This is a genomic window from Deinococcus sp. KSM4-11, assembly GCF_004801415.1.
In the GTDB taxonomy this organism is placed as follows: Bacteria; Deinococcota; Deinococci; order Deinococcales; family Deinococcaceae; genus Deinococcus.
This window is the reverse complement of the sequence record NZ_SSNX01000005.1, coordinates 277,334-297,468: the sequence shown is the minus strand read 5'-3', so window position 1 is coordinate 297,468 and position 20,135 is coordinate 277,334. Positions and strand designations below refer to the sequence as shown.

The window sequence follows — 20,135 nt, the reverse complement described above, 5'->3', positions numbered from 1 at the left end:
CGGCCCCCTCTGAATTCCAACGGTGCGGCGCGTATGGTAAGCGGCAATGCTCCGCGACCAGTTGGCAAGGCCCCTGCGTGACCTGCGCATCAGCGTGACCGACCGCTGCAACCTGCGCTGCACCTACTGCATGCCGGCCGACGTGTTTGGCCCGGACTACGCGTTCTTGCCACGCAGCGAGCTGCTGAGCTTCGAGGAGATCGAACGGCTGGCCCGCGTATTCGTGGCGTTGGGGGTGCGCAAATTGCGCATCACGGGCGGCGAGCCCACCCTACGCCGCGACCTGCCGGAGCTGATCGCCCGCCTGAGCCGCATCGAGGGTGTGGACGACGTGGCCCTCACCACCAACGGCCTGCTGTTGCCCCGGCTGGCGGCCGACCTGAAGGCCGCGGGGTTGCACCGCGTGACCGTCAGCATCGATTCCCTCGATCCTGACGTGTTCGGGCGCATGAACGGCCTGGGTACGCACCCGCAGAAGGTGCTGGACGGCATCGAGGCGGCCCTTCAAGCGGGGCTGGGTGTGAAGGTGAACACGGTCGTGCAGCGCGGCGTGAACGAGGACGGCCTGCGGAACCTGTGGCTGGCGCTGCGCGAGAAGGCCGTGGTGCGGTTCATCGAGTTCATGGACGTGGGCAACCACAACGGCTGGAACTTAGGCAGCGTGGTGCCCTCACGCGAGGTGTTGGCCCGCCTGAGTGCCGATGGAACGGGGGGCGAGTTCCAGCCGGTGAACCCCAGGTACCGGGGCGAAGTGGCTGCCCGGCATGTGGACAGAGAGGGGCATGAAGTCGGCCTGATCTCGTCGGTGAGTGCGCCGTTCTGCGGAGACTGCTCGCGGGCGCGGCTGTCGGCCGTGGGCGTGCTGTACACCTGCCTGTTCGCGGGCGTGGGCACGGATCTGCGGGCGCCCCTGCGAACCGGAGCCAGCGATCCCGAGATTCACACGCTGATCTCCGGCGTGTGGGCGGCCCGCCGTGACCGCTACAGCGAGGAGCGGGGCGAGGCCACCCTGGAGCGGGCCACCAAGGTGGAGATGTCACACATCGGGGGCTGAGGATCGCGTCAGGACTGGCGTAAGCGACCCGGATGTGTTGTCCCCACCTGCGGGACAGACCAGACAACCTTGTGTCCTCTTGACACTAACCCTAAGATGAGTTGAAGCGCCGCACCAGCGGAAGCGACCGGAGGGATGCATGGCGAAGTACCCGCTCATCAAATCAACCCTGAAAGACCGCCTGCTGGGCGGCCATTACACCGAAGGCCTCCCCCTGCCGAGCGAACCGCAACTCGCCCGCGAATTCGAAGTGTCGCGCATGACCGCCCGCCGGGCCATCGACGAACTGGAACGCGAGGGCTACGTGTACCGCGTGCAGGGCGCCGGCACCTTCCCCACCGGCAAGCGCTTCCGCCAGGGCATGTTCCGCGTGCGCCCCTTCAAGGAATGGGCCCGCCACCCCGATCACCGAACCACCGTGCTGCGCGCCATGCAGATCGAGGCCACGCCCGAGATCGCCATCGTGCTGCAAATCCAGCCGGGCGACCCTGTCATCTTCGTGCACCGCCTGCGCACGGCGGGCGACGAGGCCCTGGTCATCGAGAAGCGCTACATCAACGCCGCGCTGGTACCCAAGCTGCTCGACCACAACCTCAGCGTAGAGAGCATCCACGAGACCATGGTCACCCTCGGCGTTCCCCTCCAGCGCGTCGAGCAGAACCTGGAAGCGGTGAACCTGCGCCAGGAGGAAGCGGAACTGCTGCGCGTGCCCCTCGGCACCGCCGCCTTCCTGCTGCGCCGCACCACGTACAGCGGGCAGCGCCGCGCCAGTTACGTGAACTACTGGGTGCGCGGCGATCGCTACGCCTTCCAGGACACCTTCGAACCCTGAGTCGGGAACTGCCCTCGAGAACCAGCACAACGCCGCCCCCATCACTGGAGGCGGCGTTCAGCGTGGAGCGTTGGCTTACTTGCCGGCTTTCGCGGCGTCGACCAGAGCCTTGAAGGCTTCCGGCTCACGGGCGGCCAGATCGGCCAGCACCTTACGGTTCAGGTCGATCCCGGCCTTCTTCAGGCCGCCGATGAACACCGAGTAGCTCATGCCGTGCAGGCGGGCCCCAGCGTTGATGCGCTGGATCCACAGGCGGCGGAAGTCACGCTTCTTGTTGCGGCGATCGCGGTACTCGTAGGTCGCCGCGTTCAGCAGCGTCTGGAAGGCATTGCGGTACTGCTTGCTGCGGCTGCCCCAGAAGCCCTTGGCGCGCTTCAGGACTTTCTTGTGACGGCGGCGGCGGATGATCCCGGTCTTGGCGCGTGGCATTTAACTCACTTCCCCTTCGGCAGCATGAGTTTCATGCGGGCCCATTCGCTCTTGGCCAGGACGAAGCCCTTGCCCTTGCCGCGGATCTCGTCGCCGCTCTTGCCGGTGTTCTGGTGGCGCTTGCCACTCTTGAACGCCATGACCTTGCCCGTACCGGTGATCTTGATCCGGCGCGCGGCCATCTTGTGGGTCTTCATTTTGGGCATGGGAGCCCTCCTTGCTAGTCCAGTCGCACTCCAGTCCGGAGGCTTCTGTCTGGGGTGCGGGCCGCTGACCGGGGTCAGCCGTTGGTCGCCCTGCCCCACTTGACCAAGAGAGAACTATACGCGAGGAGCAGGGAACGGGTCAAGGCTGCCGGAAATAGCGCTGCGTGCCCAGGAGCACGGAACCACTGTGCTCGAAGATACGGCGCATGGCGTGGTTGTCGGCACCCGTTCCGCCCCGGTGCCAGTCGTGGCGCTCTGCCGCACGCCCGAGCAGGTGCGCGTGCAGCCGCCGTCCAAGGCCCTGTCCCCGGAAGGCTGGACGGACACCGATCATGTCGATGCTTGCCTCGAACACGCCACCGGGGCGGCCACTGGCTCCGTGGGCACCCAGCGCCACGAGCTCCTGGCCGCGAAACAGGCCGTGCAGTGTCCAGCCGTCCCGCAGGGCCAGATCTGCGCGTCCGAGGTCGCTCAGCGCGGCCTGTACGTCCGGCCGTCCGGCGTCCAGCGGGCGTACCTCCGGATCGGGGAGCCACGCCACGTGAACGCGCGCAGATCCGTTTCGTAGACCACTTGGGAATCGTCCAATGCCCAGCCCGCGCTGAGCACGGCTTCTGTGGAGACATCGGCACGGGCGCTGTCCAGCACGAGCTGGCGCTCGGACGTGCCCTGAAGCTTTCGGCGCAGCGTCCGCAGGAACGCCGTAATGGCTTCAGCGGGGGCGTCGGTGCGAAGGTCGGGAAAGACGTATGGGTGCGGAGCAGGGCCGAAGAAGACGGTGCCCTCGACGCCCCGTGCCGTGCGGAGAATCAGGGTGTTCGACAGGTGAGCCTCGCCGCGTTCAATCTTGCCGCGCAAGGTCTTGAGGAGCCGGGCGTTCTCGACGGCATCGGGATTCAGTGCGTACAGCTCGGGCAGGGTAGCCAGCGTTGCGGCCTGGAGGGTAAAGCTGGGCAAGGGATGACCTCGGACGGGGCCGGTCACGGGTTCCAGTTCGTGGAGCCGGGTTCAGTCGGCAGTGACCGTGGGGCAGGCGAACCACTGGGTACAGGCATGGGCGAATCGCTTCATGAGGAACCTCCCGTGAACCCCACGATGGTACCGGATCATGACCACCGTCCGGCACGCAGATGGGGCGGACAGGCCACCTGGCTTATCCGCCCCGGAGTGAGGTCTGTCAGCTCATTTACGTGGCGTCTGACCCGCGTTCCTGATCGCTTCGAGCAGCTTTCCCATGGCCTGCGCGACGTTCCCGGCCTCGCGGCGCACGTCCGGGTCGCGGGACAGGTGGGTCAGGCGGTCGGCAGCGCTACGGGCGGCCGTCAGGAGGGCCTCGGTGGGAACACGTGTCCGGCCGGGGCGACTCATATGGTCATCTGGGTCGGGGTGAGCCACAGCGCACGGAAGGGTTCCAGGGTGATGGTCGGGCGGTACAGGCTGAAGCCGCTGCCGGTCAGGTGATCGAGCGCGAACTCGCCCACCTGGTCACGCAGGGCGTACGCGGGGAACTGGATGCGGTGCTCGCTGAAGTTGTACACGCCCAGGAAGCGGCCTGAGGGATGGTCGCGGCGCAGCAGCAGCACGCAGGGATCGGGGCTGTCGAGCGCCTCGGATTCCACGCTGGCGTGCAGGTGCGGCAGGTGCTTGCGCGCCTGGATCAGTTGCCGCAGGCCCGCGTTGACCTGCGCGCCGGGCGACGACGGGTCGGCAGTCACGCTCTCGGCCTGGCTCCAGTTCATGCGGGGGCGGTGCACCCAGCGGTTGTCGGCGGCGTGCTCGGGCGTGGTTTCGTAGGTGTAGTCGTTCAGCATGGCGAGTTCGTCGCCCATGTACAGCAGGGGCACCCCGCCGAAGCCCAGAATCACGGCGTGCGAGAGCAGGATGCGGCGCACGGCGTACTCGGCCCAGGTGTGGTTCCCGGCGTCCAGCGCGCTTTCCAGCCCGGCGAGGCTGGCGCCGCTGCCGCTGATGCGCCGGTCGCCGGTCTGCGGGTTGTACTGGAACACCAGGCCGCGCGCGAAGGAACCGGGGAACTCGCCGCTGTAGAAGTCCGACAGGAAGTGGCGGTGTCCGGGGCCACTCATGCCGACCCGCTCTGCATCGGCGTCGCTGATCGCCCAGCCGATGTCGTCGTGGCACCGGACGTACATGCCCCAGGTGGTGTTGGTGGGTTTGGGCGGGAAGGCCCGCAGCGCCGCCGTCATCAGGCGCACGTCGCGCGAGGCGAGCGAACTCCAGATCTGCACCATCAGGCTGTTGTGGTACGCCATGTCGCTCACGCGGCCGTGGTGGTCGCCGCTGCCCAGGTAATGGATCAGGTCGGCGGGCGCGACGATCGCCTCGGCCTTGAATGCCACGGCCGGGGCCACGATCCGCGCGCAGGCGCGCAGGGCGCGGGTCAGGTGATGCACTTCCGGCTGGTTCTGGCTGTCGGTGCCCAGCCGCTTCCAGATGAAGGCGATCGCGTCCAGGCGGAAGACCTCCACCCCCCGGTTGGCGAGGTGCAGGATGATGTCCACGAACTCCTGGAAGACGGCGGGGGTGCTCCAGTTCAGGTCCCACTGGTAGGTGTTGAAGGTCGTCCACACCCAGGCCTTCGCGGGTTCGTTCCACGTGAAGTTGCCGGGCGCGAAATCCGGGAAGACCTCCGGGAGCGTCTTCTCGAAGGCGTCGGGCTGCGTACGGTCCGGGTACAGGTAGAAGTAGTCGCGGAATGCGGGGTCGCCCGCGCGGGCCTTCACCGCCCATTCGTGCTCCTGCGCCACGTGGTTCAGCACCAGATCGAGCACCAGGCTGATGCCGCGTGCCCGCAGATCGCGGGCCAGCGCCGACAGGTCGTCCATGGTGCCCAAATCGTCGCGGACGGCGCGGTAGTCCTGCACGGCGTAGCCACCGTCGTTCTCGCCGTCGCGGGGTTTCAGCAGCGGCATCAGGTGCAGATAGGTCACGCCGAGTCCCTGGAGGTAATCGAGATGCTGGCCGACGCCCTTGAGGGTGCCGGCAAACCGGTCGGTATACGCCACGTACCCGACTACATCCGGGCCCTGCAGCCAGTCCGGGCGCAGGAGCCGCGCCTCGTCCAGCCGTTTCAGGTCGGCCGGGCGGGTGTGGAAGGCGTGGAGCAGCACAGGAATCAGGGTGTCGAGCAGCGCGTCGGTACGGTCGCCATACACGGCCCGCAGGCTGGCGACCAGCTCCGGCCCGTAGCGGTCGAGGCGCATGAGGAAGGTATCGGCGTCACGATCGTCGTCGAAGGCCAGCCGGAGCTGAGCTCCCAGCTCTGAATTCAGCATGGCCCCCAGCATACGGCGAAATCTGGAACGGGTTCCACGGGCCAAGGTGGGGCCGGGTTCGGTGTTGATCGATGACGACGGCTGGATCTGCTGGTGTGGCAGCGAACTGCGCATCTACCGCTGGGCGCGCGGGCTGGGCCTCGAAGTACTGGTCGTCCTGCGTGACATCGTCCGTGAACTGCCCGGACGCATGCGCAACGGCTGACCGGGCAAGTCGAGCGTGCCCATGGGAAGAGGCCAGACTGGTCGTCCGGCTTCACTAGACCCTGGATTTCGCCGAGGCCGCAATCCATCTGCTGGCCGGCGAGGATCACGGACTCGACCTGAAGTCCCTGAAGGCGGATCGGTGCGTGGCAGGCATGACGGGACTGCGCGACATGAAAGCACGCCGCAATCTCACAGGGCGGCATGTCCGGATGAGCTTGCCGATGCTCAGGCGATGGCGCTGTGCTCGACGTTCAGGTAGACGGCCACGTCGTCCATGCTCTCGACCTGCGACAGGGGCACCATGTGGTGCTGCCCATCGGCCGAGTCGGACTTCGTAAGTCTGAGCTGGTCGCCGTCGAGATGATCGACGGTTCCGACGTGTTCACCATTCACGTCCTTCACTTGGAGGTGCTCGCCGTCCTTAGCGAGACGCTCCTTGAGATCCTGGGCGATGCGGTCTGTGATTTCTCCGGCCTGGTTCTGCGTCATGTCGCCAGTGTTGGCGCCGAACGGGGCAATCAGGTGATTGCCGGGTTCAGACTCGTGTTACGAGACCTTGAGAGACCCCTTATCCAGCCACCGCCGGTATCATGGCCGGTGATGACTAGCGACGGCAGCAAGGGCAAGGGGCAGGACAAGAAGGCGCAGCAGTACGGCGTGACGCCCCAGAGCGTGGATTTCAACGACTGGTACAACGAGGTCGTCAAGAAGGCGGATCTGGCCGACAACTCGCCGGTGGCGGGCGCGATGGTCGTGCGGCCCTACGGCTCGGCCCTGTGGGAGAACATCGTGCGCTGGCTCGACGACCGCTTCAAGGCGAGCGGCCACGAGTCGCTGGTCTTCCCCACCCTGATCCCCCTGAGCTTCATCATGAAAGAAGCGGATCACGTCGAGGGCTTCGCGCCGGAACTGTTCACCGTGAACAAGATCGGCACCGAGGTGCTGGCCGAGCCCTATGTCATGCGTCCCACGTCCGAGACGATCATCGGGCACATGTGGGCTGGCTGGCTGAACTCCTACCGCGACCTGCCGTTCCTGCACTACCAGTGGGGCAGCGTGTTCCGCGCCGAACTGCGCACCAAGGCGTTCCTGCGAACCAGCGAGTTCTACTGGCATGAGGGTCACACCGCGCACGCCGACGAGGCCGAGGCCCGCGCCGAGGTGCGGATGATCCTCGACCTGTACCACGAGTTCTGCCGCGACGTGCTCGCATTGCCCGTGGTGCGTGGCGAGAAGACGGCCTCCGAGCGGTTCGCCGGGGCGGTCGCCACGTACAGCATCGAGGGCATGATGCGCGACGGCAAAGCCCTCCAGAGCGGCACCAGCCATTACCTGGGCCAGAACTTCAGCCGGGCCTTCGAGGTCAAGTACCAGACCCGCGAACAGAAGGAAGAATTCGCGCATACCACGTCCTGGGCCATCTCCAGCCGGATCATCGGGGCGATCATCATGACGCACGGCGACGACTTCGGGCTGATCATGCCGCCCCGCATCGCGCCCGTGCAGGTCGTGGTGATCCCGGTGGGCCGCAAGGACAACTTCGACGAGATGGTCGCCGAGGGCGAGAAGCTGGCCGCCGAACTGCGCGCCCAGGGCCTCCGCGTGAAGGTGGACAAACGCGATGGCGTCACGAACGGCTTCAAGTACAACGACTGGGAACTCAAGGGCGTACCAGTGCGCGTGGAACTCGGCCCCCGCGACCTGGAGAGTGGCGTGGTCGTGGTCAAGAACCGCAACGGCGACGAGAAGGAAACGCTGAACCGTGCCAACGCCGTCAGCGGCATGACCGCCCGTCTGGACGGAATCCACGACTGGCTGCTGGCCCGCGCCACGGACTACATGCTGGCCCACACGCTGGACGTGAACGACTACGACGCGTTCAAGACGGCCATCGAGGCCGGGAACTGGGTGCGCGCGTACCACTGCGGCGACGCCGACTGCGAGAAGGCCATCAAGGACGACACCAAGGCCACCACCCGCAACATCCCCCTGGACGATGCCGAGTTCTTCAGCGAGAAAGGTGAGGGAACCTGTGTGCGCTGCGGGAAGCCGAGCGCGTACGGCAAACGCGTGATCTTCGGGCGGCAGTACTGAGCACGACTCAGAGTGTCAACGGCAAGCATTAGAATTACTTGCCGCTGTTTACAACTAGTGATGCAATAGAAATTAAAAGGCCAAGAAATGAACTAATGGCCGTTATGATTAGAGTTGTGGCTTGATTTCGAACGTCACGTCGCTCTTTTAGCTGATCATTATTTATATCTCTCATACTCTTCAAATACTCCAGGCCCCATTTTAAAATCTCCATCTCTGAGGCCGGAGAGTCGCGTTTCGTCCGAAACTGCGATCTGAATATATCGTCTGAGGTGAGTTCCTGGATGGCCTTTTCTCGCTCAATGTTGGTATCTATATCGCGAATCCATGCAGGTAGGAGATTTCCAGTCTTCATCTGATCTTTCCAAAACTGCGTAATACTATTTGGCGTTCTCTGCCTAAACAATTCCGGGTATTCTTTGATCAGAGAGATCACTTTTTGTTCATTTACGTCAAGTCTTTTTGCAATACCCTTATAAGTCATCATTGGAATTTGGTCATTGCAAGACATTATCCACGTTGCGACTAGTATTCTATAGTCTTCAAGATTAAGTAAATGAGTCTGTTTAGCGGTCATACAAAATGCACCCAATCCATGGTCGAGTTATCCTGTGGCCTCAGCGGAGGCGGACTCACCAATCTTAACTCTATCTACTGCTGGTTGTAGTAGACTTACAAATTCTTAGAAGAGCAGAGAAGACTTGCGGCACAGACGTGCCCCCTTTCTCACTGGCCATGCGGCGGATGCGCCCGACCTGTCACGCCGCTAAGGTGCCTCCATGACACACGATTCCGACTGGTATACGCGCGTGACCGCGCTGTGAACGAAACTCGACGACCTGCCGGACGAGGAGTTCGTTTCGCGGATCGAAGCGCTGGCTGCCGAGCGGCCGGACGGGGATGCCGCCGCACTCTTCGAGCGGGCGTGTGCGCAGGATTCGACCGGGCATGCCGACCGGGCGGTGCCGCTGTACCGCGCGGCGCTGGCCGCGGGCCTGACCGGAATCCGGCGACGCCGGGCGGTGATCCAGCTGTCCAGTTCGCTGCGGAACATCGGAGGTGCCCAGGAAAGTCTGCGCCTGCTGTCGGCGGAGCGCGAACACCCCTCGGATGAGCTGGACGACGCCGTCGCGGCCTTTCTGGCCCTCACCCTGGCTGACCTGGGTCGGGAACGCGAAGCCCTGTCGCTGGCCCTATCGGCCCTGGCGCCACACCTGCCGCGTTACCAGCGGTCGGTGGGGAATTACGGGAGCTCGCTCACGGGATAGGATTAAAGTCCGGGGATGACTAGTGTACTGACCCCCGAGGCCGACGCCGCCCTGCGCGCCCACGTCCGCGCGCTGCTGACCAGCCCACAGGCGCACGGGATGCTGGACGACGTGCTGAAGGACTTTCCGACCGCCCGCGCCGGGGAGCGCCTCCACGGACTTCCCTACTCGGCCTCAGAGATCCTGTGGCACCTGCGCTTCACGCAGCGCGACATCCTGGACTTCGTGCGCGACGAGACCTACGGGCATACGAACTGGCCGGACGGGTACTGGCCGCACGATCCGGAAAGCTCCGCCCGCGAGTGGGACGCGCAGGTGGCCGCCTTCCATTCGGACATGGACGCCCTGATCGCGTTGCTGGACGACCCGGCGACCGACCTGCTGGCCGTGGTGCCGAACGGCGTGGGGGCCGGCGGGCAGACGTGGTTGCGAGAGTTCCTGGTGGTCGCGGATCACAACGCCTACCACGTGGCGCAACTGGCGCTGCTGCGGCGGTTGTTGGATCGGGCGGACTGAGCCCGGAGCCACCGAACCACACTGCTGGTGACGTCAGTCCTGCTCACAGTCGGCATCGGCGGCCGTACCCGAGTCGAATTCGACGGTCACAGGATGGGTCGGGGCCGTGGGCAGCGTCGACGCCTGCGCCCCCGTCTCGCTGCGCCGATGATTCCAGCGCGGTCGAACAGCCGGGACTTCACGCGGGACGCGGCATACGAGCCCACAAAGACCAGAACCAGCAGGGTGAACCTGACGCTCTTCAGCATGACGGTACCTCCGGCGAAGCGGTGGAATTCGGACGGACGCCTCCGCTTCCGCCCGCACCGTAGGCTCCAGGCCGTGACCGTCGCGTGACTTCCTAGTGAACGCCAGACTTCGGGCTCTAGTTGATAATCTTGCTCAACTGCTCTGCTATGCTCCACCGCATGCAGCGAGTCCTCCTTCCCCTCCTGACCCTCTCCCTGATCGCCAGCGCCAGTGCCCAGCAGGCCAGGGAACTGCGCCTGGGCGTGTTCCCGAACGTGACACACGCGGCCGCGCTGGTCGGCGTGCAGCGTGGCCTGATCCAGAAGAACCTGCCGGACGGCGTGAAGCTGGTCGTCACGGAGTTCGCGAACGGAAGTCAGGTCAACGAGGCGTACGCGGCCGGGGCCATCGACGCGGCGTACGTGGGTCCTGGGCCTGCCATGAACGCCTTCATGCGCGGCGTGCCCATCCAGGTCATCGCCGGGGCGGCCAATGCGGGCGCGGTGCTGGTGGCACGTGGCGACACCGGCATCCGGAACGTGAAGGCCCTGGCGGGTAAGAAGGTGGCGGTGCCCACGCGCGGCAGCACGCAGGACATCAGCCTGCGCCACCTGCTGCACGAGAATGGCCTGAAGGCCAGCGACGAGGCGGGCGCGAACGGGAGCGCCGTGACCATCGTGCCCATCGATCCGGCGAACATGCCCGCCGCCTTCGCCAGCAAACAGGTCGATGCCGCGCTGGTGCAGGAGCCCTGGGGCGCCGTGATGGAAACGCAGGGCGCGAAGCTCGTGGCGAACGAGAAGGCCATCTGGGCGGGTGGAAATTACACGACCACGGTGCTGACCGTGAACACGAAGTACGCCGCCGCGAATCCCGACACGGTCAAGGGGCTGCTCAGGGGTCACTTGGCCGCCATCGCCTTCATTCAGGGCAGCAACGCGGGCGCGCAGAAGGCCATCGCGGATCAGATCTACACGTTCACGGGCAAGCGGCCGAACGCGAACGAACTGTTCAAGGCGCTGGCCCGCACGAAGGTCACGTGGGACATCAACCTGACCACCCTGGGAGAGTACGCGCAGCTCAACAAGGAAGCGGGCTTCGCTCGGGACGTGCCGGATCTGAGCAAGTTCGTTGACCTGAGCGTGATCCGCAGCCTGACAAAGTAAGAAGGCGGCGTTTCTTCGCCCGGCACCTTTGTGTGGTGCTCCTGCCCGGTACACTGCTTCTCATGACTGGGCCAAGAAAAGGATCAAGGGGTCGAGGCCCGAAAAAAACGACCGCGCAGGGACGCGGCGGCACCACGCGGGATACGGTGAAGCCGGCTCGCGAGCGGCGCGAGGAGCCCAGCGGTTCCAGGGACGGCGAGAGCCGCGCGGCACCGGCATCACGGAGCGCCGGGACACGCGCCGGCTCCAGCCGTGGGCCGGGCGGCCGCGCCTCGGCGGGAACGGGGCGGGGTGGCGCGACCAATCCAGCTCGGCGCAAGGCGGGCGAACGCACCGAGGGTGAAGGTGAACGCGGCAGCCGCACGGGCCGCGCGGCTTCGGGCACGGCCCGTGCGTCCAGTTCGCGCCCCGGTACGGCGAAATCCAGCGCTGGAACGGCCGGGAGAGCCTCGTCCGGGACGGCGAAATCAGGGGCGTCGAAAGCGGGTGCCAAGACGGCCAGTTCCTCGGCGAGCGGGTCTACCCGGCGCGCGCCACCGAAGGTGCGGAAGGCCCTGCCGGAGCTCAAACGCGTGCCGCTCGACGCGCCCGCCCCGGACACGGTGTTCGTGGATCGGGATGGCGAACAGCTGACCTTCCAGGACAGCAACCTCAAGCGCGTGGCCGCGCGGATCCTCAGCGAGAGACGCAAGGCGTGGCGCTACCGTCCGTTCGCGTTTCCTCTGTTCACGGACAAGGGCCACGAGCAGTCCTTTCATTTCGATTTCTACGTGTACGACTACGAGGACAGCGTGATTCGCCTGATCCTGGTGATTCCCTTCGAATCACGCGAGGTGTGGGATCGGGTCGGGCGCTTCAAGCGGCAATACCCGATGTACACCTACGAACTGTGGACGCCCGAGAAACTGGCCTTCCTGGATGGCCCGCGCGGCCGACTGGACTTCTGAACCGCCTAGGGTGTAAGGCGGCTATTCGCCGGCGGTTCGGGTCGGAGCGTTGCTGAGAATTCTCATGTCACTTTAATGGTTCGGTTGGTGATGTATCCAGTTCCATGCTTCCAGGGAAGGTGGTCTGGTAGCGTGCCCGGCGTGCGTGGCCGGCTCCGTGGCGGCCCGTTGCATATCCAAGGACAACCGGGCGTACCACTGCCCTGAGGAGAATCCCTCATGACGACCACCGAACGACGACACACTCCTGCCATCCGCATTCGCCCCGGCTCGTCGTACCCGCTGGGCGCGACCTGGGATGGGCAGGGCACCAATTTCGCGCTGTACTCCGAGAACGCCACTGGCGTGGAGCTGTGTCTGTTCGACGAGCAGGGCACCGAGACGCGGTACCGCCTGAACGAACAGACCGCGTTCATCTGGCACGGGTATCTGCCGGATGTGGCTCCCGGCCAGCGCTACGGCTACCGCGTCTACGGCGAGTACGCTCCCAAGAAGGGCCTGCGCTTCAACCCGAAAGTCGTGCTGCTCGACCCGTACGCCAAGGCGCTCGACGGCACCGAGGAGTTCGACCGGGGCGTCTTCGGCTACGTGGCCGGCAAGGACGACCTGACCAAGGGGCGCAAGGAGCAGCGCGGCACGCCCCTGGGCATCGTGACCAACCCGGACTTCGACTGGCACGGTGACCGCCGGCCGAAGATCCCCTTCCACCAGGCCGTGATCTACGAGACCCACGTCAAGGGCCTGACCATGACTCACCCGCTGGTGCCCGACGAACTGCGCGGCACCTACGCCGGGATCGCGTGCGAGCCGATCCTGTTCTACCTGCGCGAACTGGGCATCACCAGCATCGAGCTGATGCCGGTGCACCAGCACGTGGACGATCCCTTCTTGCTCGACAAGGGTCTGACCAACTACTGGGGCTACTCGACCCTGAACTTCTTCGCGCCGGACGTGCGCTACTCGGCCGAGGCGCGGCGCGGCAACCCGGCCGGCGCGGTCAACGAATTCAAGGAGATGGTGCGCGCCCTGCACCAGTCCGGGATCGAGGTCATTCTGGACGTGGTGTACAACCACACCGCCGAGGGCAACAACATGGGGCCGACCATGTCCTTCAAGGGCATCGACAACCCCACGTACTACCGGCTGGTGGCCGATAACCCGCGGTTCTACTTCGATTACACCGGCACTGGCAACAGCCTGAACGTGCGTCATCCGCAGACCCTGCAACTCATCATGGACTCGCTGCGCTACTGGGTCACCGACATGCACGTGGACGGCTTCCGCTTCGACCTGGCCAGCACTCTGGCACGCGGCCTGCACGAGGTGGATCAGCTCTCGGGCTTCTTCACGATCATCCACCAGGATCCGATCATCTCGCAGGTGAAGTTGATTGCCGAGCCGTGGGACGTAGGCGAGGGCGGGTACCAGGTGGGGAACTTCCCCGTGAACTGGGCCGAGTGGAACGGCATCTACCGCGACGACATCCGCGCCTTCTGGAAGGGAGACGGCGGCTTGGCCAGTGAAATCGGGTACCGCCTGACTGGCAGCAGCGACCTGTACCAGAACGACGGCCGCAAGCCGTACGCGAGCATCAACTTCGTGACCGCGCACGACGGCTTCACGCTGCGCGACACCGTGACCTACGAGCAGAAGCACAACGAGGCGAACCAGGAAGGCAACAACGACGGCCACAACCACAACATCACCTGGAACTGCGGGGCCGAGGGCGAGACGGACGATCCTGAGATTCAGGAACTGCGCGCGCGGCAGATGCGGAACTTCCTGGCGACCCTGCTGCTTGGGCAGGGCACGCCGATGCTGCTGGGTGGCGACGAGTTTGGCCGCACCCAGGGCGGCAACAACAACGCCTACTGTCAGGACAATGAGATCAGCTGGTACGACTGGGCGAACCTCGACGAGAACCTGCTGGCGTTCACCAAGAAGGTGATCCGCCTGCGCAAGGCACACCCGGGCCTGCACCGCCGCAAGTTCTTCAGCGGCCGCACCATCCGTGGTGAGAACGTGCGGGATCTTGTGTGGCTGCGCTTCGACGGCAGCGAGATGGGCGACGAGGACTGGAACAACCCACAGACGCAGTCCATGGGCCTGTTCCTTGACGGCGACGGCCTGGACGACGTAGACGCGAACGGCGAAGCGCTGCGCGACGATCACCTGCTGCTGCTGCTGTCGGCCACCCACATCGACCTGCCGTTCGTGCTGCCGGATCTGGCGGACTGTGCGGAGTGGGAACTGCTGCTCGATACCTCGGACGACACCGCACATGGCATGGAAAACGCGAACGAGGAAACGACCCTCAAGGCCCGCTCGGTGAAGCTCTACCGCTGCCGCCGCACCTGACCGTTCCTGCCCCGCCGGGTTCGGTCGGGACGGGGCACGTGGCCTGCGCTTCCCGGTCTCCTGCTCAGGAAGAGAGGACCATCATGATTCCACTGTCGCACCTGCACGACTCCCCGGACGGCCGTTCGACGCGCCTGGGGGCGCAGCTCCTGCCGGACGGCGCCGGCACCCGCTTCCGCGTTTGGTCCACCACGGCCACCCTCGTCCACGTCCGGGTGGACGGCGCCGTTCACGCCATGACCGCGCTGGGGCACGGCACCTTTGAGACGGTCCTGCCGGTCGGGGCGGGCGCGCGGTACATCTTCATCCTGGACGGCATGGATCGTCCCGATCCGTACGCGCGGTTCCTGCCGGACGGCGTGCACGGCGAGGCGGAGGTCATTGACTTCGACCACTACCGCTGGCAGGACACCACTTGGCGCGGGATCGCGCTGGCCGACTGCGTGTTCTACGAACTACACGTGGGCACCTTCACTCCCGAAGGCACGTACCGGGCCGCGCAGGAGCGCCTGCCGTACCTGAAAGACCTGGGCGTGACCGCCGTGCAGCTGCTGCCAGTCGCGGCCTTCCCCGGCCAGCGCGGCTGGGGGTACGACGGCGTGGCGCTGTACGCGCCCTTCGCGCCGTACGGTCGCCCGGAGGAGCTGATGGCCTTTGTGGATGCCGCGCACGCCCTGGGCCTGGGCGTGTTCCTGGACGTGGTGTACAACCACTTCGGGCCGGACGGAAACTACCTCAAGGCGTACTCGCCCACGTACTTCACGGAGCGCTTCCAGTCGGCGTGGGGCGAGGGGCTGGACTACGCCGAGCCGCACATGCGCCGCCTGATCACGGGCAGCGCCCGCATGTGGCTGCGCGACTACGGTTTCGACGGCCTGCGGCTGGACGCCACGGCCGCCATGCAGGACGACAGCGACGTGCACATCCTCAAGGAACTGGCGCAGGAGGTGCACAAGCTGGGCGGCACGCACCTGCTGCTGGCCGAGGACCACCGCAACGATCCCATGCTGGTCACGGACTATGGCCTGGACGGCATCTGGGTGGACGACTTCCACCATGAGGTGCGCGTCACGCTGACCCGCGAGCACGAGGGGTACTACCGGGGCTTCGAGGGCGGCGCGGCGGAACTCGCGCAGGTCATCCGGCGCGGCTGGAAGTACGAGGGCCAGTTCTGGAACGTGACGGGCGAGGAGCACCAGCGCGGCAAGCCGGCCGACGCCCTAGAGGCGCCCAGCCTGGTGTACTGCATCCAGAACCACGACCAGATCGGGAACCGCGCGACCGGCGACCGCCTGAACCACCACCACGACGTGACACCGCAGGAGTACCGGGGAGCGGCCACGCTGCTGCTCACGCTGCCCATGACGCCGTTGCTGTTTCAGGGACAGGAGTGGGGAGCGGGCACGCCGTTCCTGTTCTTCAGCGACCACCACGGCGAACTGGGCCGCCTGGTCAGCGAGGGCCGCAAGCGTGAATTCGCGTACTTCAGCTCCTTCTCCGGCGAGAGCGTGCCCGATCCACAGGCGGAGTCAAGCTTCCGGGCCTCGAAACTCGACTGGAGCGAGCTGGACGTGGGCGAACACGGCCGGACGCTGGCCCTGTACCGGGTGCTGACCAGCCTGCGCCGCGAGGACCCGGTGCTCGCGCAGCGCTCCCGGAAGAACCTGCACGCCGGGAACGTGCTGGACGTGCTGTGGGTTCGCACCCACACCGACGCCGGCGACCGGCTGCTGGTGTGGAACCTGGGGCAGGAGGCAGTGCCGGTCGACGCCCTGACCCTCGACCTTCCGGGGCGAGTCATCCTGCACAGCGAGGTCGGTCTCACGGACGCCCTGCCCTCGTCGGGCCTCCTTGAGCCGGGTGAGGCGGTGCTGTACGGAGGGAGCGGCGGAGGAACCGCATGACCGCCCTTCCCCCACCCCACCCCGAGACCACGCCGAACCCGCTTCTGCCCACACCAGTCACGCACCTGCCGGGCTCCACGTACCGACTGCAACTGCACCGGGACTTCGATTTCGCGGCGGCGCGGCGCATCCTGCCGTACTTGGCGAGGCTGGGGGTGTCGGACGTGTACCTGTCGCCCATCTGGGCCAGCACGCCGGGCAGCACGCACGGTTACGACGTCACGGATCACTCGCGGATCAACCCGGAACTGGGCGGGATGGGTGGCCTGAAACGGCTCTCCGCGCGGGCGAAGGAACTAGGGCTGGGCCTGATCGTGGATTTCGTACCGAACCACATGGGCATCCAGGGCGGGCACAATCCGTACTGGGAGGACGTGCTCACGCACGGGCAGGCGAGCCGCTACGCGCACTTCTTCGACATCTCCTGGCAGCCGCTCAAGCGCGCGCTGGACGGCAAGGTGCTGCTGCCGGTGCTGGGCGACCAGTACGGCCGGGTGCTGGAGCGCCGGGAACTCGTCCTGGAACGCGACGGCGCGACCTTCCACCTCCGCTACTGGGAGCGCCGGCTGCCGATCTCGCCGAAATCCCTGTCCACGCTGCTGGCCGGGGCCAGCGAGCGCCTGCCGGCCCGCACCACGGATCTCATGCGGGCGGAACTGGCGAGCATCGCCAGGTCTGTAGCGAACCTGCCCCGCTCGACCGCCCTGCACCTGACCGACGACGACCGCGAGGAACGCGCGCAGGAGATGGAGGTCATGACCCGGCGGCTGGCCGCGCTGCTGGACGGCTCACGGGCCATGCGGGAGGCGCTGGACGGCGTGCTGGCCGACCTGAATGCCGACCCTGCCCAGCTCGACGTGCTGGTCGCCGAACAGAATTACCGCCTCGCGTCGTGGAAGGTCGCGTCGGAGGAGATCAACTACCGGCGCTTTTTCGACATCAACGACTTGGCGGCGCTGCGCATGGAGGACTGGCGGGTGTTCGAGTGGGCCCACGCGACCCTCTTCGATCTGCTCCGCGACGGCGTGATCCAGGGGGTCCGGCTCGACCACACGGACGGCCTGTACGACCCGGCCGGGTACTTCCTGGCGTTGCAGGAGGGTGCGGCGGCGGCGCTGGGCGTGGTGCCTGGCCCGCACCTGCCGGTGTACGTGGTAGCCGAGAAGATCCTGGAACCCGGTGAGCAGTTGCCCCAGAGCTGGGCGATTCACGGCACGACCGGCTACGACTTCCTGGCGCAGCTGGGCGGGGTGTTCGTGGATGGCGCGAACGAGGACGACCTGAGCGCCATCTACCGCCGCTACACCGCGGATCGCGCCTCGTACGGCGAGCACCTGTATGTGGGTAAGCACCTGATTCAGCGCTCCAGCCTGCCCGGCGAGGTGAACGTCCTCGCCGAACACCTCGAACGGCTGGCCGAGGCCGATCTGAACTCGCGGGATTTCACGCTGAGCACGCTGCGCGGCGCGATCCGCGAGGTGATCGCGTCGTTCCCGGTGTACCGCACATACATCCGCTCGGACGGCCAGCGCGAGCCCGGCGACAATGCCAAGATCGCCCGCGCCGTGCAGGACGCCAAGGCGCACAACCTGCGGGCGGGGCAACCGCTCGATCCGACCGTCTTCGAGTTCCTGGCAGGCGTCCTGACGCTGGACGCCCCCGACACGCGCATGCGCACGGACGACGCGGACTTCGCCCTGAAGTTCCAGCAGCTGACCGGCCCCGTGACCGCCAAGGGAGCTGAAGACACGGCCTTTTACCGCTACGCGCGGCTGCTGGCACTGAACGAGGTCGGCGGCGACCCGGCCCTGTTCGGCACGCCGCTGCGCACCTTCCACAGCATGGCCCGCCAGCGTGCGGAGCACTGGCCGCACGCCATGCTCGGCTGGTCCACGCACGACACCAAGCGCGGCGAGGACACCCGCGCGCGGATCGCCGTGATCAGCGAGATCCCGCAGGCGTGGGGAGTGTTCCTGAACGCGACCGCTCCGCTGCTGTTGGCGCTCAGTGAGGAGCAGGATCTGGGCCGCGCGCCCAGCCCTCTCGACAAGTACGTGCTGCTTCAGACCGTCCTGGGGGCGTACCCGCTGGATGGTCAGCTCGGCGGCTTCACGGAACGGATCGCGGCGTACATGGTGAAGGCCGCGCGCGAGGCCAAACTCCGCACCTCGTGGGCCTCCCCCCTGCCGGAGTACGAGGACGCCCTCACCCGGTTCGTGCAGCAGCTCCTGGCCCACCCAGACTTCCAGGCGCCGCTGCTCGCGCTGCACGAACGGATCAGTCCGTACGGCGCGCAGAACAGCCTGAGTGCCGCCCTGATCCGCCTGAGCGCGCCCGGCGTGCCCGACACCTACCAAGGGACCGAGGGCTGGCACCAGAGCCTGGTCGATCCGGACAACCGCCGTCCCGTGGACTACGCCCTGATGGGCCGCCGCGTGGCGAGCCTGGAGCGCCGCCACGACCTGGGGGTGGCCCGCCGCCTGCTGGGCACCTACGGCACGGGCGAGGTCAAGACCCTGATCACCTGGGCCGTCCTGCAAGTCCGGGCGGCGCACCCCGAGCTGTTCCGCCACGGATCGTACCGTCCCATCGACGCTGGGAAATACGTCGTGGCGTTCAGCCGCGAGCACGCCGGACAGGTCGCCGTGACCGTGGCGCCCCGCCTCACCCTCACCCTGACCCGCGAGAAGCAACCCTGGGCACTGGGCGAAGCGTGGGGCACGCGGCAGCTGACCCTGCCCGCCTCCGGCACCTACGAGAACGTCCTGACCGGCGAGAAGCTGCGCGCCCGCACGCCCCGCATCCCCCTCGCAAAGGTGCTGGAGGACTTTCCGGCCGCCCTGCTGATCCGCCGCTGAGACTGGACAGCTCCCCCGGCCGGGGGAGGGCACCTGCGGGAACTCCGCTCACGGGAAGCGCGTACTGTAGGGCGTATGCAGACTTTTCCCTCCACTTCCGCCAAGACGGCCGACCTGGTTCGCACGTTCATGGCCCGCACCTACTCCTGGATGGCGGCCGGTCTGGCCCTGACGGCGGGCATCGCGTGGCTGACCGCCTCGAACGACGCCCTGGCGTTGCAGGTGTTCCAGCTGCGCCTGCCGCTGCTGCTGGCGCAGCTCGCGCTGGTGTTCGTGCTGAGCATGTTCGCGCAGCGCCTGAGCAGCACCGTGGCGGGCGCGCTGTTCATCGCGTACGCCGCCCTGACCGGCCTGACCTTCAGCTCGATCCTGCTCGCCTACGACCGAAGCGCCGTGACGGCCGCCTTCGCCACCTCGGCCCTGACCTTCGGCGCGATGAGCGTCGCCGGGTACACCATCAAACGTGACCTGAGCAGCATGGGCCGCTTCTTCATGTTCGCAGTGATCGGTCTGGTCGTGGCCATGGTCGTGAACCTGTTCGTGGCCAGCAGCGCCCTCACGCTGGGCATCTCGGTGGTCGGCGTCCTGCTGTTTGCCGGCCTGACCGTATACGACACCCAGATGCTCCGCAAGCTGGCCCTGAGCGGCGTCAGCGGCGAGATGGCCGAGCGTGCCGCGATCAACGGCGCACTCGCCCTGTACCTCGATTTCGTGAATATGTTCCTGTTCCTGCTGCGGATCTTCGGCGGTGGCCGCCGCTAAGGTCACGCGCCAT

General features: G+C 66.4%; 20 protein-coding genes. 12 read left to right on the top strand and 8 right to left on the bottom strand.

Annotated elements, in window-relative coordinates; genetic code table 11:
- Positions 1–46 precede the first annotated feature (46 nt).
- Together moaA and E7T09_RS15550 are read left to right on the top strand one after the other, a co-directional pair.
- Positions 47–1,054: a GTP 3',8-cyclase MoaA gene (moaA, locus tag E7T09_RS15555; RefSeq protein ID WP_136390098.1), complete on the top strand. Its 1,008-nt coding sequence runs from the start codon at positions 47–49 to the stop codon at positions 1,052–1,054.
- 139 nt (positions 1,055–1,193) lie between these two features.
- Positions 1,194–1,886, top strand: a complete 693-nt coding sequence (locus tag E7T09_RS15550; RefSeq protein ID WP_136390097.1) for a GntR family transcriptional regulator — start codon at positions 1,194–1,196, stop codon at positions 1,884–1,886.
- A 75-nt stretch (positions 1,887–1,961) separates the two neighbouring features.
- On the opposite strand, the gene rplT is transcribed toward E7T09_RS15550, so the two are convergent.
- The 6 genes from rplT to E7T09_RS15525 form a co-directional block, all read right to left on the bottom strand.
- Positions 1,962–2,315 (bottom strand): 50S ribosomal protein L20, encoded by a 354-nt coding sequence (gene rplT / locus E7T09_RS15545; protein ID WP_136390096.1) that lies wholly within the window; start codon positions 2,313–2,315, stop codon positions 1,962–1,964.
- A 5-nt stretch (positions 2,316–2,320) separates the two neighbouring features.
- The gene (rpmI, locus tag E7T09_RS15540) at positions 2,321–2,521 is read right to left on the bottom strand and encodes a 50S ribosomal protein L35 (RefSeq protein ID WP_136390095.1); all 201 of its coding nucleotides are present in this window, start codon (positions 2,519–2,521) and stop codon (positions 2,321–2,323) included.
- Between the two features lie 139 nt (positions 2,522–2,660).
- On the bottom strand, positions 2,661–3,062 hold the full coding sequence (locus E7T09_RS15535; RefSeq protein WP_168734870.1) for a GNAT family N-acetyltransferase: 402 nt from the start codon (positions 3,060–3,062) through the stop codon (positions 2,661–2,663).
- Positions 2,993–3,478, bottom strand: a complete 486-nt coding sequence (locus E7T09_RS21970; RefSeq protein ID WP_168734869.1) for a hypothetical protein — start codon at positions 3,476–3,478, stop codon at positions 2,993–2,995. The genes E7T09_RS15535 and E7T09_RS21970 overlap by 70 nt, the downstream gene beginning before the upstream one ends.
- A gap of 225 nt (positions 3,479–3,703) precedes the next feature.
- Positions 3,704–3,889, bottom strand: a complete 186-nt coding sequence (locus tag E7T09_RS15530) for a hypothetical protein (RefSeq protein WP_136390093.1) — start codon at positions 3,887–3,889, stop codon at positions 3,704–3,706.
- Positions 3,886–5,814 (bottom strand): alpha-amylase family protein, encoded by a 1,929-nt coding sequence (locus E7T09_RS15525; RefSeq protein WP_136390092.1) that lies wholly within the window; start codon positions 5,812–5,814, stop codon positions 3,886–3,888. Before E7T09_RS15525 ends, E7T09_RS15530 begins: the two co-directional genes overlap by 4 nt.
- A gap of 64 nt (positions 5,815–5,878) precedes the next feature.
- On the opposite strand from E7T09_RS15525, the gene E7T09_RS21965 reads away from it, so the two are divergent.
- The gene (locus tag E7T09_RS21965; RefSeq protein ID WP_168734868.1) at positions 5,879–6,019 is read left to right on the top strand and encodes a hypothetical protein; all 141 of its coding nucleotides are present in this window, start codon (positions 5,879–5,881) and stop codon (positions 6,017–6,019) included.
- Between the two features lie 227 nt (positions 6,020–6,246).
- Here the strand turns inward: E7T09_RS21965 and E7T09_RS15520 are convergent, their stop codons facing one another.
- A complete protein-coding gene (locus E7T09_RS15520; protein WP_136390091.1) occupies positions 6,247–6,510 on the bottom strand; it encodes a DUF2171 domain-containing protein in 264 nt (87 codons plus the stop codon).
- Positions 6,511–6,621: 111 nt separating this feature from the next.
- Here E7T09_RS15520 and proS point away from each other — a divergent pair, with 111 nt between their 5' ends.
- Positions 6,622–8,115: a proline--tRNA ligase gene (proS, locus tag E7T09_RS15515; RefSeq protein WP_136390090.1), complete on the top strand. Its 1,494-nt coding sequence runs from the start codon at positions 6,622–6,624 to the stop codon at positions 8,113–8,115.
- Between the two features lie 34 nt (positions 8,116–8,149).
- Here proS and E7T09_RS15510 read toward each other — a convergent pair whose 3' ends face one another.
- On the bottom strand, positions 8,150–8,692 hold the full coding sequence (locus E7T09_RS15510) for a hypothetical protein (protein WP_136390089.1): 543 nt from the start codon (positions 8,690–8,692) through the stop codon (positions 8,150–8,152).
- 262 nt (positions 8,693–8,954) lie between these two features.
- Between E7T09_RS15510 and E7T09_RS15505 the strand changes: the two genes are divergently transcribed.
- The 8 genes from E7T09_RS15505 (at position 8,955) to E7T09_RS15470 (ending at position 20,122) form a co-directional block, all read left to right on the top strand.
- Entirely contained in the window at positions 8,955–9,383 is a 429-nt protein-coding gene (locus E7T09_RS15505) for a tetratricopeptide repeat protein (protein ID WP_136390088.1), read from the top strand.
- 15 nt (positions 9,384–9,398) lie between these two features.
- Positions 9,399–9,899 carry a DinB family protein gene (locus E7T09_RS15500; RefSeq protein ID WP_136390087.1) on the top strand — a complete coding sequence of 167 codons (501 nt, stop codon included), beginning with the start codon at positions 9,399–9,401 and terminating at the stop codon, positions 9,897–9,899.
- Positions 9,900–10,306: 407 nt separating this feature from the next.
- Positions 10,307–11,293 (top strand): ABC transporter substrate-binding protein, encoded by a 987-nt coding sequence (locus tag E7T09_RS15495; protein ID WP_168734867.1) that lies wholly within the window; start codon positions 10,307–10,309, stop codon positions 11,291–11,293.
- 62 nt (positions 11,294–11,355) lie between these two features.
- Positions 11,356–12,240, top strand: a complete 885-nt coding sequence (locus tag E7T09_RS15490; protein ID WP_136390085.1) for a hypothetical protein — start codon at positions 11,356–11,358, stop codon at positions 12,238–12,240.
- A 219-nt stretch (positions 12,241–12,459) separates the two neighbouring features.
- Complete coding sequence (gene glgX / locus E7T09_RS15485; protein WP_136390084.1) at positions 12,460–14,598, top strand: glycogen debranching protein GlgX; 2,139 nt, start codon at positions 12,460–12,462, stop codon at positions 14,596–14,598.
- An 83-nt stretch (positions 14,599–14,681) separates the two neighbouring features.
- Positions 14,682–16,502: a malto-oligosyltrehalose trehalohydrolase gene (treZ, locus tag E7T09_RS15480; RefSeq protein ID WP_136390083.1), complete on the top strand. Its 1,821-nt coding sequence runs from the start codon at positions 14,682–14,684 to the stop codon at positions 16,500–16,502.
- Entirely contained in the window at positions 16,499–19,360 is a 2,862-nt protein-coding gene (gene treY / locus E7T09_RS15475) for a malto-oligosyltrehalose synthase (protein WP_136390082.1), read from the top strand. Before treZ ends, treY begins: the two co-directional genes overlap by 4 nt.
- Before the next feature lie 75 nt (positions 19,361–19,435).
- Positions 19,436–20,122 (top strand): Bax inhibitor-1/YccA family protein, encoded by a 687-nt coding sequence (locus tag E7T09_RS15470; protein WP_136390081.1) that lies wholly within the window; start codon positions 19,436–19,438, stop codon positions 20,120–20,122.
- The last annotated feature ends 13 nt before the right edge of the window (positions 20,123–20,135 follow it).

Coding starts and splice junctions, on each gene's coding strand:
- rpmI (WP_136390095.1), bottom strand. CDS start 2,521: ATGCCCAAAATGAAGACCCACAAGATGGCCGCGCGCCGGATCAAGATC.
- E7T09_RS15510 (WP_136390089.1), bottom strand. CDS start 8,692: ATGACCGCTAAACAGACTCATTTACTTAATCTTGAAGACTATAGAATA.
- E7T09_RS15525 (WP_136390092.1), bottom strand. CDS start 5,814: ATGCTGAATTCAGAGCTGGGAGCTCAGCTCCGGCTGGCCTTCGACGAC.
- proS (WP_136390090.1), top strand. CDS start 6,622: ATGACTAGCGACGGCAGCAAGGGCAAGGGGCAGGACAAGAAGGCGCAG.
- treY (WP_136390082.1), top strand. CDS start 16,499: ATGACCGCCCTTCCCCCACCCCACCCCGAGACCACGCCGAACCCGCTT.
- E7T09_RS15520 (WP_136390091.1), bottom strand. CDS start 6,510: ATGACGCAGAACCAGGCCGGAGAAATCACAGACCGCATCGCCCAGGAT.
- glgX (WP_136390084.1), top strand. CDS start 12,460: ATGACGACCACCGAACGACGACACACTCCTGCCATCCGCATTCGCCCC.
- E7T09_RS15470 (WP_136390081.1), top strand. CDS start 19,436: ATGCAGACTTTTCCCTCCACTTCCGCCAAGACGGCCGACCTGGTTCGC.
- E7T09_RS15490 (WP_136390085.1), top strand. CDS start 11,356: ATGACTGGGCCAAGAAAAGGATCAAGGGGTCGAGGCCCGAAAAAAACG.
- E7T09_RS15550 (WP_136390097.1), top strand. CDS start 1,194: ATGGCGAAGTACCCGCTCATCAAATCAACCCTGAAAGACCGCCTGCTG.
- E7T09_RS15530 (WP_136390093.1), bottom strand. CDS start 3,889: ATGAGTCGCCCCGGCCGGACACGTGTTCCCACCGAGGCCCTCCTGACG.
- E7T09_RS15500 (WP_136390087.1), top strand. CDS start 9,399: ATGACTAGTGTACTGACCCCCGAGGCCGACGCCGCCCTGCGCGCCCAC.
- moaA (WP_136390098.1), top strand. CDS start 47: ATGCTCCGCGACCAGTTGGCAAGGCCCCTGCGTGACCTGCGCATCAGC.
- treZ (WP_136390083.1), top strand. CDS start 14,682: ATGATTCCACTGTCGCACCTGCACGACTCCCCGGACGGCCGTTCGACG.
- rplT (WP_136390096.1), bottom strand. CDS start 2,315: ATGCCACGCGCCAAGACCGGGATCATCCGCCGCCGCCGTCACAAGAAA.
- E7T09_RS15495 (WP_168734867.1), top strand. CDS start 10,307: ATGCAGCGAGTCCTCCTTCCCCTCCTGACCCTCTCCCTGATCGCCAGC.